Here is a 13,712-nt window from a genome sequence, read left to right as displayed (position 1 = left end):
AGACAAGCCCAGATGCACGCGCTCTCGCTCGATATTCAATTCAAACGCGCTCGCCACTGCAGGTTCGCCCATTCAAACCGTTGTGAGCGACCATAATCCTTGATCCCGACGGGCATACCTTGCTCGGACAGATTCAGTGCCTTGAAGCCGACTTTTCCGATTCGCCAGTAATACTCATGCACAGGATCGTTGACGCGATAGGGAAGCAGGATCTGCCTGCCCGTCCCCAGCCCATAAGATCGCACGTCAGCCCAATTAAGCACGCTCGTCTCGAAAGCCGGAGACGAAGGCTCTTCGAACTCTCCGCCGCCAAGATTTTTGACTTTCCAGAAATTGATATCACTACCGTCTGATCGAGCATGCAGCACCCATACATCGGTCAGTTTGGTAATCGGCGAATCCAGCACTGCGGTCTTTGAACGCGCAGAATAGAAGCCCGGCAACTCCAACACTTTCTCAAAATCCAGAGAACGGCCGCTACTCCTGTAGGTGAGCAGCTTCAAGAGCTGCTCACTTGAATCAACAGCGAGCACATCATCCTTGCCATCGTTGTCCAGCCTGGCGCTGTAGAAGTGGGCCGGCAATGCGTTTTTTCGAGCATCTCCCCAATGAGCAGGAATGCCCAGACTCGCCCCTTTATTCTCCATCAGCCAGAAATCGGACACTGTGTTATTCAGAGTTTGCACGATCAACACATCTTGCTTGCCGACGCCTCTGAAGTCGCCAGCCAGATATTGCTGAGCTTGCCGGTAGGCATGCCCTTGCTGAACCGAACGCCAGATAATCGGATCAGCAAAATGCCCGCCTTCATTCTTCAATAGCCTGAAAATGGTTTCGTCAGCTTTTCCGGGCGATATCGCCATCAGATCAGCCTTGCCGTCACCTGTGAAATCCGCCAGCAGATAGCGCGTAGCGTCGTAGCAAATCGCTGTAGCACACCCGGAATCAAAAGAGTCTGGATCAAATGGAAGTCTGTTCTCATACCATTTCTCGGATGCAATCGCGTCTGCGTCCAGCGACGTGACCCAAATATCGACACCTGGACCATCCTGCCGGCGCTGCACTTGCACCGTCCGGTTCGTCCCGTCACCGATGACATCCCCCGTCAGCGCCACTTCCATCGAATCATTGCTGTCGATGTTATCGACGCTGCGCACCCACAACGTAGAACCCGCAAACTCCATGCAATCCGCTATCAAGCTCGGCTGTACTCCGTCCAGGCATTGCCCCTGCGCTCCGGGAACATAAATTTTCCCGAAATCCCACGGAGTCCAGTGTTGAGAGGGCTCATTGCTTTCACATGCGCGTTCGATCAATTGGCCATTCTGACGCGCTATGCAATGGCCAGAGGCTGTTTTCAGCAGCGCAACTCCCCTGCTCGCGCCGACTGCAATGTCGGAGGGCACAAACGCCCAGCGCTGGTCAGCGTCTGGCTCACATCCATCCAGTGTCACCTGCTGCCCCAATCCATTGGCAACCAGGCACTGTTGCGTCTGGAAATTGACTAGCGGTCTGAAAGGGATATTGACCAGTGGCCCGGCGGCGTGAGCATGGCTGAGCGTGAAATTCAGTCGCGCCACCCAATTGCCATTCCAGGTGGCTTCACTGTACGCACTGCTGACTGACTCAGCCCCTTCAAAGTGAAAGTAGCTGGCGACAACATGCCGTTTCGCCTGCACAGCTGCCGGGTCCACGTTAGGAGCGACGGCCGCCGAGGGATAGGTCTCGTGATAAATCACCGGGATATCTGCACTGATCCCGCGCAAGGCCAGGCGCGTCAAACGTGCCGAATAAATATGGTCAGGATGCTCCGTGTACGCAACGGTGTCCGGATTGAGTGCATACACCCGGGTGGCTCCTTCATTGACGATCAGTTCGGTCAAGAGCTGCACGAAAGATGTCCGACTGTAGAGGTTTACCGGACCTGAAGCCGAGTCCAGATAGGGCCAACTCCGAACAGTTTTATCGAGGTCGAGCAAATCGGCCAGCGGCACATCTCCACCACGAACGTCCCCTCCCGGCACACGCAAATATATGAGCTTCAATCCAGGTCGCTCATTGGCCTTGACGCTCATCACAATGGCTGAATCAGTGAATATCAGGTTAGGCGTCCATCCGGTCGCAAAACCCAGCATTTTTTCATAGGCTTTTCTCGACGCGCTTTCGCGCTTCAGCACATAGTCGAAGCCGGCGCCAGAACTGCCACCGTTCATGAAGATACTGGTCACACAGCCGCCGGCAGCCAGAACTTGCGAAATCCGCGGATCAATAAACAGCAGATCGTCGTCCATATGCGCAACGACATTGACCAGGTGGACACCGTGACAATTTTGCCGGTCGGCAATATTGGCTTCTGGAGCAAGCCTGCTGACCTGAGCCTGACAAGCCGTCAGGAGCAGCACGATTGCCAGCCGCAAGGCGGCAACACCGGGTAACCCTACTTTTTTCACGCGCTCGATTCTGGCTGGTAAATGCATACCCACTCCACGATTGGCTGGATCGGTGAATTGGCGATCAGAAGCGTCTGCCTGAAAAGCCGACGGGACTATCGCGAGTCACGAGCAGTGTGAGGAGCGATGAGCGAAATTCTCTACTGTCAGAAATACCAGTTCAGATAGACGGCCATCGGCGAATCAGGTAACAAAATCGAGCGCAAAAAAAATCGCCGGCATGGCCGGCGATCCTTAATCAAATGACATGCCTCTACGCATATCAGCTTCTGTGCAGCTTGCGCATCAACTCCGCCTCAGCCTGGGTCAAGCCGCAGGACTGAGTCAGCTCATCGACGCTCGCGCCCATGCCCACCAGTTTCGCCGCCTGGGCGAACGACAGGCTCGACGGGTCGCGCTGTTCCAGCGCGACAATCTTGTCCGGCAACGGACCGACTACCGAGCGCAGCTCGTGCAGGGCTTCGCCCATGCGCACGTTGCCGTTCTGATAGTCGTCGACACGCTTGGCCAGGTCCTTGATGCGCTGATCACGCAGCGCATCGCCCTGAGCCTGTTGCGCAGCGATTACCCGCTGCGCCTTGATGTACGCCAGAAACATTGCCAGCGTGCCTGCCCAGAAAAGGAACAGGACAATGACCGCAACCTCGAGAATCAATCAGATGCTCTCCAGTTCCGACCATTCTTCTTCGCTCATCATCTTGTCCAGCTCGACCAGGATCAGCAACTCGTTGTTCTTGTTGCACACGCCCTGGATGAACTTGGCCGACTCTTCGTTACCGACGTTTGGCGCGGTCTCGATTTCCGACTGACGCAGGTAAACCACTTCGGCCACGCTGTCGACCATGATCCCGACCACTTGCTTGTCGGCTTCGATGATGACGATACGGGTGTTGTCGCTGATCTCGCCGCTGTTCAGGCCGAAGCGCTGACGGGTGTCGATCACGGTGACCACGTTACCGCGCAGGTTGATGATGCCCAGCACGTAGCTTGGCGCACCCGGTACCGGAGCGATTTCGGTGTAACGCAGGACTTCCTGAACGCGCATCACGTTGATGCCGTAGGTTTCGTTGTCCAGCTTGAAGGTCACCCATTGCAGGATCGGATCTTCAGAACCTTTTGCATTCGTCGCCTGACTACTCATACCCTGACCCCTCGAAAAAACCGCACTGGGCGGTGTGTGTTCTGTGTGGAGGCACTGAAAAATGCCTTCGCCTGACTGTTATGTCGGCTGCTATGTCGATTTATGTAGCGGCTTGTGGCCGCCCAAGTGCTTAGCCCCGCCGCTGGCGATCAACTCGGCCAGCGCGGCTACATCAAGTAATGCACACATGTGCTCGATCACCGTGCCGGCGAGCCATGGCCGCTGACCCCGGTGACTTCTCCATTTGATTTCATTCGGGTCCAGACGCAACGAACGGCTGACCTGATGCACCGCCAGGCCCCATTCGTAACCTTGTACCGAAATCACGTACTGCAGGCCCTGACGGAAGTCATCGCGATAGCGATCCGGCATAACCCAACGCGCCGTGTCCAGGACTTTCAGATTGCCGGCCTGGCTCGGCAGAATCCCGAGGAACCATTCCGGTTGCCCGAACAGTGGCGTCAACTCGTGGCCGGCCAGCGAATAGATCGAACCGAGGCACACCAGCGGCACCGCCAACGTCAGCCCGGCAACATCGAACAACAGGCATTCGAAGGCTTCCGAGGCCCAGGCCGGACGGCCATCGGTTTCCACCGGGGGCGGCGTGTTGCTCGGTGGCAGGTGCACTTCCACCACTGGCGGCACCAGCGTCTGTTCGACGGGTGCCGGTGCCATCGGCGCCGGTTCGGCCACGACCGGTTCCGGCGCGGTTTTCAGCAATTGGGTTTGCAGCAACGGTGCGAGTGTCGAAACCGGCGCGCGTGGTGGCTCGGCTTCTTCGATCAACGCCACTGGCGCCTTGGCGATCGGTGCGGCGGCAGGCGCGACAACCGGGGCGGCAGGTTGGGCGGCTTTCTGCGCATCACGCGCCTGCTCTTCCAGTACCGCAGCCTGAAACTCGTCCAGCGCCGCAGCACTTTCGACCACCTCGACCGGCGCCTCGACCTGCACTTCCACTGGCGGCAACTCGTCAGGGATTTCCTGCAGCAGGCTGTCCAGATAGGACTGCAACGCCAGTTGCGGCTTCGACGTCAACTTCACCGGCCGATTCATGCGCAGCCCCCTGTAGGAGCTGCCGCAGGTTCGGTGCCGCGTTCGGACGATCTTTTGATCTTTTCAGGAGCAACGCCAAGCAAGATCAAAAGATCGCAGCCTGCGGCAGCTCCTACACGAATTAAGATCATGCTCAAGCCACCTGCGGAACAAGTTGTTGCGCCAGCAGATGCTTGAGCAGCGCGCGGTAAGCCAGCACGCCACGACTCTTGCCGTCGAACTGCGAAGGCGTGACACCGGCCCGGCTGGCGTCGCGCAGACGGGTATCGACCGGGATGTAACCCTGCCAGATCTCTTCCGGGAATTTGTCACGCAGCACGCGCAAGGTGCCCAGCGACGCCTGGGTGCGGCGGTCGAACAGAGTCGGCACGATGCTGAACGGCAGCGCCTGTTTGCGCGAGCGGTTGATCATCGCCAGGGTGTTGACCATGCGCTCCAGACCTTTGACGGCCAGGTGCTCGGTCTGCACCGGGATCACCAGTTGCTGGCTCGCGGCCAGGGCGTTGACCATCAGCACACCGAGCAACGGCGGGCTGTCGATGATTGCGTAGTCGAAGTCCTGCCACAGCTGCGCCAGACTCTTGGCGATCACCAGGCCCAGACCACTCTGCCCCGGCGACTGGCGCTCAAGGGTGGCCAGTGCGGTACTCGACGGCAACAGGGAAATGCGTTCGTCGCTGGTCGACAGCAGCAACTGCCCGGGCAAGCCTTGCGGCACGCTGCCCTTGTGCAGAAACAGGTCGTAGTTGCTGTGTTCCAGGCTGTCGGGGTCGTAGCCGAAATAGCTGGTCATCGAGCCGTGCGGGTCGAGATCGACCACAACCACGCGCTTGCCCGCCTCCGCCAGCAATCCGGCTAAAGCGATGGAAGATGTGGTTTTACCGACACCACCCTTTTGATTGGCGACTGCCCAGACTCTCATTCGGTTCGTTCCTCCCGGTCGAGATGCTCGACCGAGACATAGCTCAGCGTATTAATGCGGGCGACGGAGAATTGACGGCACTCTCGCGTCCCGGCGTCTTGACCGGGGACGGTGCAGTTTGTGTGCCAGCGCGCTTCAATGCCGCGTCCGGTTGTGCATTGGCGGTCCCGGTGCCGGTCAGGCTGCGGCGCACATCGAGGTTGCGCGACACCACCAGCACCACACGCCGGTTTTTCGCCCGGCCTTCGGCGGTGGCATTGTTGGCCACCGGCTGAAACTCACCGTAACCCACCGAGGCCAGACGGCCAGGGTTCACGCCCTGCATCGCCAGCATCCGCACGATGCTCGCCGAACGCGCCGAGGACAGCTCCCAGTTGGTCGGGTACTGCGCGGTGCGGATCGGCTGATCGTCGGTGAAGCCTTCGACGTGGATCGGGTTGTCGAACGGTTTGAGGATCGCCGCGACCTTGTCGATGATGTTGAAGGCGATATCACTCGGCATTGCGTCGCCACTGCCGAACAACAGACTGGAATTCAGTTCGATCTCGACCCACAACTCGTTGCCGCGCACGGTCATCTGGTTGGAGCTGATCAAGTCGCCGAACGCGGCACTGATGTCATCGGCAATGCTTTTCAGCGGATCGCTGGCCCCGGCAATACCGGCGTCAACCTGCTCGCTGTCCTTGACCAGCGGCTTGGCCGGGGTCACGGTTTTCGGGCGTTCCTCACCGATCGGGATCGGTTTGAGCGAACGATCGGAGTCGGTGAAAACCCCGATCAGCGCCTCGGAAATGACTTTGTACTTGCCTTCGTTGATCGACGAGATGGAATACATCACCACGAAGAAAGCGAACAACAACGTGATGAAGTCAGCGTACGACACGAGCCAGCGCTCGTGATTGACGTGTTCTTCCTGATGTCTGCGACGAGCCATGAGGTTATTCCCTTAATCCATGAAGCCTTGCAGCTTCAACTCGATGGAGCGTGGGTTTTCACCTTCGGCGATCGACAAAATACCTTCCAGCAACATTTCGCGATAACGCGACTGCCGCAACGCGATTGACTTGAGCTTGGCCGCCACCGGCAGCAACACCAGGTTGGCACTGGCCACGCCGTAGATGGTCGCGACGAATGCCACGGCAATGCCGCTGCCCAATTGCGTCGGATCAGCGAGGTTGCCCATCACATGAATCAGGCCCATTACCGCACCGATGATGCCGATGGTCGGCGCGTAGCCGCCCATGCTTTCGAAAACTTTGGCCGCTTCGATGTCGCGCGCTTCCTGGGTGTAGAAGTCCACTTCGAGGATGCTGCGAATCGCTTCCGGCTCGGCGCCATCGACCAGCAGTTGCAGGCCCTTGCGCGAGTAGTTGTCCGGTTCGGCATCGGCGACGCCTTCCAGGCCGAGCAGGCCTTCCTTGCGCGCGGTGAGGCTCCAGTTGACCACGCGGTCGATGCCGCCAGCCAGATCCACACGTGGCGGAAACAGGATCCAGGCGAGAATCTGCATGGCGCGCTTGAAGGCGCTCATCGGCGATTGCAGCAGCGCTGCACCGATGGTCCCACCGAGGACGATCAGCGCCGCCGGGCCGTTGGCCAGCGCGCCGAGGTGACCGCCTTCAAGGTAGTTGCCGCCGATGATGGCGACGAACGCCATGATGATCCCGATAAGGCTTAAAACATCCATCAGATACACGCCTCGACGATGTGCTTGCCGATGTCGTCCAGGCCGTAGACCGCGTCAGCCAGATCGGCTTTGACGATGGCCATCGGCATGCCGTAGATCACGCAGCTTGCTTCGTCTTGGGCCCATACCGAGCTGCCGCCCTGCTTGAGCAGACGCGCGCCTTCACGGCCGTCGGCGCCCATGCCGGTCAGAACGACCGCCAGAACTTTGTCACCGTAGGACTTGGCCGCGGAACCGAAGGTGATGTCCACGCACGGCTTGTAGTTCAAACGCTCGTCGCCCGGCAGAATCTTCACCGCGCCACGGCCGTCGATCATCATCTGCTTGCCACCCGGGGCCAGCAGCGCCAGGCCCGGACGCAGGATGTCACCATCCTCGGCTTCCTTGACGCTGATGCGGCACAGCTTGTCCAGGCGCTCGGCAAACGCCTTGGTGAACGCCGCCGGCATGTGCTGGATCAGCACGATCGGCGCCGGGAAGTTCGCCGGCAACTGGGTCAGCACCCGTTGCAGGGCAACCGGGCCGCCGGTCGAGGTACCGATGGCAACCAGTTTGTAGGCTTTGCGTTTCGGTGCCGGCGACGACGCGCTGGCAGCCGGCGCACGTGCAGGTGCTGGAGCAGGCGCCGGACGCGTTGGAGCAGCAGCGCTGTGGCTGCTGAAGCTCGATGCCGCCGGGGCTGGCGCAGGCGTCGGTGCAGCGGCCGGAGCCGGCGCACTGTAGGCACTGAAACGACGGTTACTGCGCGAGATGCTGTGGACCTTCTCGCACAGCAGTTGCTTGACCTTCTCGGGATTGCGCGAGATGTCTTCGAAATTCTTCGGCAGGAAATCCACCGCGCCGGCGTCCAGCGCATCCAGGGTGACCCGGGCGCCTTCGTGCGTCAGCGAGGAGAACATCAACACCGGGGTCGGGCAGCGCTGCATGATGTGCCGCACCGCCGTGATGCCATCCATCATCGGCATCTCGTAGTCCATGGTGATCACGTCCGGCTTGAGCGCCAGGGCCTGATCGATCGCCTCTTTACCGTTGGTGGCCGTGCCGACCACCTGGATGCTCGGATCCGCTGAAAGAATTTCCGAGACGCGGCGGCGGAAAAAACCCGAATCGTCCACCACCAGGACTTTGACTGCCATAAACACTCCATTAGGTGCAGCGGGACGTCGTCGCCCCGCCGCCCCGGATTCAAATACGCTTCGTCGCGTAACGCTTGAGCATGCTTGGAACATCAAGGATCAGCGCGATGCGGCCGTCACCGGTGATGGTGGCGCCGGACATGCCCGGAGTGCCCTGCAGCATTTTGCCCAATGGCTTGATGACCACTTCTTCCTGGCCGACCAGTTGATCGACGACGAAGCCGATCCGCTGGGTGCCCACCGAAAGGATCACCACATGGCCTTCGCGCTGCTCTTCGTGAGCGGCGGAGCTGACCAGCCAGCGCTTGAGGTAGAACAATGGCAGCGCCTTGTCCCGCACGATCACCACTTCCTGGCCATCCACCACGTTGGTGGTCGACAGGTCGAGGTGGAAGATTTCGTTGACGTTGACCAACGGGAACGCAAACGCCTGATTGCCGAGCATCACCATCAGGGTCGGCATGATCGCGAGGGTCAGCGGCACCTTGATGACGATCTTCGAACCCTGGCCCTTGGTCGAGTAGATGTTGATCGAACCGTTGAGCTGGGAAATCTTGGTCTTCACCACGTCCATGCCGACACCGCGGCCGGACACGTCGGAGATCTCGGTCTTGGTCGAGAAACCCGGGGCGAAGATCAGGTTGTAGCACTCGGTATCGCTCAGGCGATCGGCCGCGTCCTTGTCCATCACACCGCGTTTTACCGCGATCGAACGCAGGACGTTCGGGTCCATGCCCTTGCCGTCGTCGGAGATCGACAACAGGATGTGGTCACCTTCCTGCTCGGCGGCCAGTACCACACGACCACCACGGGCCTTGCCCGAAGCTTCGCGTTCTTCCGGCGACTCGATGCCGTGGTCGACCGCGTTGCGCACCAAGTGGACCAACGGGTCGGCCAGGGCCTCGACAAGGTTTTTGTCGAGGTCGGTTTCTTCACCCACCAGTTCCAGGTTGATCTCTTTCTTGAGCTGACGCGCGAGGTCACGAACCAGACGCGGGAAGCGCCCGAAGACCTTCTTGATCGGCTGCATCCGGGTCTTCATCACCGCGGTCTGCAAGTCAGCCGTGACCACGTCGAGGTTCGACACGGCCTTGGACATGGCTTCGTCGCCGCTGTTGAGACCCAGGCGCACCAGGCGGTTACGCACCAGCACCAGCTCGCCAACCATGTTCATGATTTCGTCGAGACGTGCGGTATCGACCCGCACGGTGGTCTCGGCTTCGCTCGCCGGTTTTTCCGGCGGCGGAGCAGCTGCGGCGCGGGCCGGCGCCGGTGCAGCAGCGGCAGCAGGTTTTGGCGCTTCGGCTTTCGGCTCAGGCTTGGGAGCAGCCTTCGGCGCAGCAGCCGGAGCGGCAGCAGCCTTGGCGGCAGGCGCGGCCACAGTCGACGCGGTGCCTGCAGCAGCGGCGCCAACGTCGGTGAACTTGCCTTTGCCGTGCAACTCGTCGAGCAGCGATTCGAATTCGTGATCGCTGATCAGATCGCTGCCGGCAGCGGCGGCCGCCGGTGCGGCAGGCGCAACCGGTGCCGAGGCGATCGCCGACTCCAGCGCTTCAACGGCAAAGTTGCCCTTGCCGTGCAACTGATCGAGCAGTGCTTCGAATTCGTCGTCGGTGATGTCCGAGCTGTCGCCCGCCGCCGGTGCCGCCGGAGCGGCCGCTGCCGGTGCCACGGCGTCCGCCGCGAACTGGCCTTTGCCGTGCAACTGATCGAGCAACGACTCGAATTCGGCGTCGGTAATTTCATCGCTGGCATCGGCAGCCGGCGCAGGTGCAGCAGCAGCCGGGGCTTCGGCTTCGGCCTTGACGGCGTTCAGCGAATCCAGCAGCTGTTCAAATTCGTTATCGGTGATGTCGCCCGAATCGCTCGAATCGCCTTCGACGACCAGTTCTTCGATCATCTCGGCCACTGGCGAAGCCGGTGCTTCGTCGGCCGTTTGCGGTTCGGCCAGACGCGCCAGCGCGGCCAGCAGTTCCGGGGTTGCAGCAGTGATCGGCGCACGTTCACGGACTTCGCTGAACATGCTGTTCACCGCGTCCAGTGCCTCAAGCACCACGTCCATCAGTTCTGCATCAACGCGACGCTCACCCTTGCGCAGGATGTCGAACACGTTTTCGGCGATGTGACAGCACTCCACCAGCTCGTTGAGCTGAAGGAAGCCGGCGCCCCCTTTTACAGTGTGGAAACCGCGAAAAATTGCGTTGAGCAGATCTGCGTCATCCGGGCGGCTTTCCAGCTCGACCAGTTGCTCGGACAGTTGCTCAAGAATCTCGCCGGCCTCAACCAGGAAATCCTGAAGGATCTCTTCATCGGCGCCGAAGCTCATTAATGGGGTGCTCCTACAGGTCTAAAAACCCAAAAAACCTAAAATTCCAAAACTCTAGAATCCGAGGCTGGATAACAAATCGTCCACATCGTCCTGACCGGACACAACGTCTTCTCGTTTATCGGCATGAATCTGCGGACCTTCACCCTGCGAGAGATGTTTTTGTGGATCTTTTTCTGCAAGCATCGCGGCACGGTCGTGTTCGATGCCCGCAAAGCGGTCAACCTGACTGGCCATGAGGACGAGTTTGAGCAAATTGCTTTCGACTTCGGTGACCAGTTGGGTCACACGCTTGATCACCTGACCTGTGAGGTCCTGGTAATCCTGAGCCAGCAGGATGTCGTTGAGGTTGCTCGACACCGCACGGTTGTCCGTGCTGCTGCGTGACAGAAAACCGTCGACCCGGCGCGCCAGTTCGCGGAACTCTTCAGCCCCGACTTCACGACGCATGAAGCGGCCCCAATCGGTGCTCAGGGCCTGGGCTTCTTCAGCCAGGCCATTGACCACCGGGGTGGCGCTTTCCACCAGATCCATGGTGCGGTTGGCCGCGGCTTCGGTCAGCTTGACCACATAGCCCAGGCGTTCGGTGGCGTCGGTGATTTGCGACACTTCCTCGGCCTGCGGCATGTGCGGATCGATCTGGAAATTGACGATCGCACTGTGCAGTTCGCGTGTGAGCTTGCCCACTTCCTGATACAGGCCGCGGTCACGGGTCTGATTGAGCTCATGGATCAGTTGCACAGCGTCGCCGAACCTGCCTTTTTCAAGGCTCTCGACCAGTTCGACCGCGTGTTTTTTCAGGGTCGACTCGAAATCGCCCTGTGAAGATTCGTTATGCTCCATAGCTCCCCCGCGCGTCATCAGCCGATGCGTTCGAAAATCTTCTCGATTTTGTCTTTCAACGCCTGAGCCGTGAAAGGTTTGACCACGTAGCCGTTCACACCGGCCTGAGCGGCCTCGATGATTTGCTCGCGCTTGGCTTCAGCGGTCACCATCAGCACGGGCAGATGCTTGAGTTTTTCATCGGCACGTACGTGGCGCAGCAAGTCGATACCGGTCATGCCCGGCATGTTCCAGTCCGTTACCAGAAAGTCGATGCTTCCGCTGTTGAGTACCGGAATGGCGGTAGTGCCATCGTCGGCCTCGACGGTATTGGTGAACCCAAGATCGCGCAGCAGGTTCTTGATGATCCGCCGCATCGTTGAGAAGTCATCAACGATGAGGATTTTCATGTCTTTGTTCAATTCGACCTCCAAGCAGTCTTAAACGCGCCCAGCACCTGGACGCGCCACTTCAATCAATCCGGCAAAGCACTCGATGACTGTCTGGAGCACAACAGAGCAAGACCGGTGCCGTTCATCACCGCACCAGCCTCGTTCGCAGTGTCCCCACACTGCCTTCAGCGCGCTCGCCACTCCCCCAAACGCCCCCGCAAACGGGCCGCGCACTGGCTGTGTAACTGGCTGACCCGCGATTCACTGACGCCAAGGACTTCACCGATTTCCTTGAGGTTCAGCTCTTCGTCGTAGTACAGCGCCAACACCAGTCGCTCACGCTCCGGCAAATTGGCAATCGCATCCGCCAGCGCCGCCTGGAAGCGTTCATCTTCCAGATCGCGTGACGGCTCAAGATGAGCACTGGCGCCATCCTCGTGCAGCCCTTCGTGTTCGCCGTCCTGCAACAGGTCGTCGAAACTGAACAGCCGGCTGCCCAGCGTGTCATTCAAAATCCCGTAGTAATCGTCGAGACTCAATTGGAGTTCGGCCGCAACCTCGTGATCTTTAGCATCACGTCCGGTTTTAGCTTCAATTGAGCGAATTGCGTCGCTGACCATACGGGTGTTGCGGTGAACCGAGCGTGGTGCCCAATCCCCTTTGCGCACTTCATCAAGCATCGCGCCGCGGATTCGAATGCCCGCGTACGTTTCGAAACTGGCGCCTTTGCTGGCGTCGTATTTGGTCGAGACTTCGAGCAGGCCGATCATCCCGGCCTGAATCAGGTCTTCAACCTGCACACTCGCCGGCAAGCGCGCCAGCAAGTGATAGGCAATGCGCTTGACCAGTGGCGCGTAACGCTCGATCAACTCGTACTGCGCGTCACGTGCCGACTTCTTGTAGTAGTTCATACCGCTCGCGGTCATAACACAGGCCCTGCTGTTTGCTGCACGAGGCGCTCGACGAAAAACTCAAGGTGACCGCGCGGGTTGGCAGGCAGCGGCCAGGTATCGACCTTCTGCGCGATCGCCTTGAACGCCAGCGCGCACTTGGAACGCGGAAAGGCTTCATAGACCGCTCGCTGCTTCTGCACTGCCTTGCGCACGCTTTCGTCGTACGGCACGGCACCGACGTATTGTAAGGCGACGTCGAGGAAGCGATCCGTGACCTTGGTCAACTTGGCGAACAGGTTGCGCCCTTCCTGCGGGCTCTGCGCCATGTTGGCGAGGACGCGGAAGCGGTTCATGCCGTAGTCGCGGTTGAGCAGTTTGATCAGCGCGTAGGCGTCGGTGATCGAGGTCGGCTCGTCGCAGACCACCAGCAACACTTCCTGCGCGGCGCGGACAAAACTGACTACCGAGTCACCAATACCCGCAGCGGTGTCGATCACCAGCACATCGAGGTTGTCGCCGATGTCGCTGAAGGCCTGAATCAGACCGGCATGTTGCGCCGGGCTCAGGTGCACCATGCTTTGGGTGCCGGAAGCGGCCGGCACGATGCGGATCCCGCCGGGCCCCTGCAACAGCACGTCGCGCAGTTCGCAGCGGCCTTCGATCACGTCGGCCAGAGTGCGTTTGGGGGTCAGTCCCAGCAGAACGTCGACGTTCGCCAGCCCCAGGTCGGCGTCCAGCAGCATGACCCGACGGCCAAGCTCTGCCAGCGCCAGAGACAAGTTCACTGACACGTTAGTCTTGCCGACGCCACCTTTGCCGCCGGTCACCGCGATCACCTGTACGGGATGCATGCTGCCCATGTTATTTCTTTACCTTGTCTTGCATAGACG

At 59.8% G+C, this 13,712-nt stretch carries 13 protein-coding genes; all 13 read right to left on the bottom strand.

The window, feature by feature from the left end; all coding sequences use genetic code 11:
• Window positions 1-35: 35 nt before the first annotated feature.
• Complete coding sequence (locus tag CKW11_RS22045) at window positions 36-2,477, bottom strand: PIG-L family deacetylase (protein ID WP_095139387.1); 2,442 nt, start codon at window positions 2,475-2,477, stop codon at window positions 36-38.
• 235 nt (window positions 2,478-2,712) lie between these two features.
• On the bottom strand, window positions 2,713-3,105 hold the full coding sequence (locus CKW11_RS22040; RefSeq protein ID WP_007961680.1) for a DUF2802 domain-containing protein: 393 nt from the start codon (window positions 3,103-3,105) through the stop codon (window positions 2,713-2,715).
• On the bottom strand, window positions 3,106-3,591 hold the full coding sequence (locus tag CKW11_RS22035; protein ID WP_003222936.1) for a chemotaxis protein CheW: 486 nt from the start codon (window positions 3,589-3,591) through the stop codon (window positions 3,106-3,108).
• Between the two features lie 90 nt (window positions 3,592-3,681).
• Window positions 3,682-4,644, bottom strand: coding sequence for a CheW domain-containing protein (locus tag CKW11_RS22030; protein WP_095139386.1), 963 nt, complete (start codon window positions 4,642-4,644; stop codon window positions 3,682-3,684).
• Between the two features lie 133 nt (window positions 4,645-4,777).
• Window positions 4,778-5,566, bottom strand: coding sequence for a ParA family protein (locus CKW11_RS22025; RefSeq protein WP_003222933.1), 789 nt, complete (start codon window positions 5,564-5,566; stop codon window positions 4,778-4,780).
• Between the two features lie 43 nt (window positions 5,567-5,609).
• The gene (gene motD, locus CKW11_RS22020; protein WP_007967837.1) at window positions 5,610-6,500 is read right to left on the bottom strand and encodes a flagellar motor protein MotD; all 891 of its coding nucleotides are present in this window, start codon (window positions 6,498-6,500) and stop codon (window positions 5,610-5,612) included.
• 12 nt (window positions 6,501-6,512) lie between these two features.
• Window positions 6,513-7,253 carry a flagellar motor protein gene (locus CKW11_RS22015; RefSeq protein ID WP_003222929.1) on the bottom strand — a complete coding sequence of 247 codons (741 nt, stop codon included), beginning with the start codon at window positions 7,251-7,253 and terminating at the stop codon, window positions 6,513-6,515.
• Complete coding sequence (locus tag CKW11_RS22010; RefSeq protein WP_095139385.1) at window positions 7,253-8,389, bottom strand: chemotaxis response regulator protein-glutamate methylesterase; 1,137 nt, start codon at window positions 8,387-8,389, stop codon at window positions 7,253-7,255. The genes CKW11_RS22015 and CKW11_RS22010 overlap by 1 nt, the downstream gene beginning before the upstream one ends.
• Before the next feature lie 49 nt (window positions 8,390-8,438).
• Entirely contained in the window at window positions 8,439-10,715 is a 2,277-nt protein-coding gene (locus tag CKW11_RS22005) for a chemotaxis protein CheA (RefSeq protein ID WP_095139384.1), read from the bottom strand.
• 54 nt (window positions 10,716-10,769) lie between these two features.
• Window positions 10,770-11,558 (bottom strand): protein phosphatase CheZ, encoded by a 789-nt coding sequence (locus tag CKW11_RS22000; RefSeq protein ID WP_027613919.1) that lies wholly within the window; start codon window positions 11,556-11,558, stop codon window positions 10,770-10,772.
• A 17-nt stretch (window positions 11,559-11,575) separates the two neighbouring features.
• Complete coding sequence (locus tag CKW11_RS21995) at window positions 11,576-11,947, bottom strand: chemotaxis response regulator CheY (RefSeq protein ID WP_024012118.1); 372 nt, start codon at window positions 11,945-11,947, stop codon at window positions 11,576-11,578.
• Window positions 11,948-12,114: 167 nt separating this feature from the next.
• Window positions 12,115-12,855, bottom strand: a complete 741-nt coding sequence (gene fliA / locus CKW11_RS21990; protein ID WP_007920004.1) for an RNA polymerase sigma factor FliA — start codon at window positions 12,853-12,855, stop codon at window positions 12,115-12,117.
• Complete coding sequence (gene fleN / locus CKW11_RS21985; RefSeq protein WP_003222917.1) at window positions 12,852-13,682, bottom strand: flagellar synthesis regulator FleN; 831 nt, start codon at window positions 13,680-13,682, stop codon at window positions 12,852-12,854. Before fleN ends, fliA begins: the two co-directional genes overlap by 4 nt.
• Window positions 13,683-13,712: the final 30 nt, after the last annotated feature.

The sequence above is a fragment of the Pseudomonas sp. Irchel s3a10 genome (assembly GCF_900187525.1).
GTDB lineage: Bacteria > Pseudomonadota > Gammaproteobacteria > Pseudomonadales > Pseudomonadaceae > Aquipseudomonas > Aquipseudomonas koreensis_G.
The sequence above is the reverse complement of the archived record's forward strand: the minus strand, read 5'-3'. Positions and strand labels throughout refer to the sequence as shown.

Bases quoted from the DNA above. Each gene is read 5' to 3' on its own strand.
- CKW11_RS22035 (WP_003222936.1), bottom strand. From the start codon at position 3,591: ATGAGTAGTCAGGCGACGAATGCAAAAGGTTCTGAAGATCCGATCCTG.
- CKW11_RS22030 (WP_095139386.1), bottom strand. From the start codon at position 4,644: ATGAATCGGCCGGTGAAGTTGACGTCGAAGCCGCAACTGGCGTTGCAG.
- CKW11_RS22025 (WP_003222933.1), bottom strand. From the start codon at position 5,566: ATGAGAGTCTGGGCAGTCGCCAATCAAAAGGGTGGTGTCGGTAAAACC.
- CKW11_RS22000 (WP_027613919.1), bottom strand. From the start codon at position 11,558: ATGGAGCATAACGAATCTTCACAGGGCGATTTCGAGTCGACCCTGAAA.
- fleN (WP_003222917.1), bottom strand. From the start codon at position 13,682: ATGGGCAGCATGCATCCCGTACAGGTGATCGCGGTGACCGGCGGCAAA.
- fliA (WP_007920004.1), bottom strand. From the start codon at position 12,855: ATGACCGCGAGCGGTATGAACTACTACAAGAAGTCGGCACGTGACGCG.
- CKW11_RS21995 (WP_024012118.1), bottom strand. From the start codon at position 11,947: ATGAAAATCCTCATCGTTGATGACTTCTCAACGATGCGGCGGATCATC.
- CKW11_RS22045 (WP_095139387.1), bottom strand. From the start codon at position 2,477: ATGCATTTACCAGCCAGAATCGAGCGCGTGAAAAAAGTAGGGTTACCC.
- CKW11_RS22005 (WP_095139384.1), bottom strand. From the start codon at position 10,715: ATGAGCTTCGGCGCCGATGAAGAGATCCTTCAGGATTTCCTGGTTGAG.
- CKW11_RS22015 (WP_003222929.1), bottom strand. From the start codon at position 7,253: ATGGATGTTTTAAGCCTTATCGGGATCATCATGGCGTTCGTCGCCATC.
- CKW11_RS22010 (WP_095139385.1), bottom strand. From the start codon at position 8,389: ATGGCAGTCAAAGTCCTGGTGGTGGACGATTCGGGTTTTTTCCGCCGC.
- motD (WP_007967837.1), bottom strand. From the start codon at position 6,500: ATGGCTCGTCGCAGACATCAGGAAGAACACGTCAATCACGAGCGCTGG.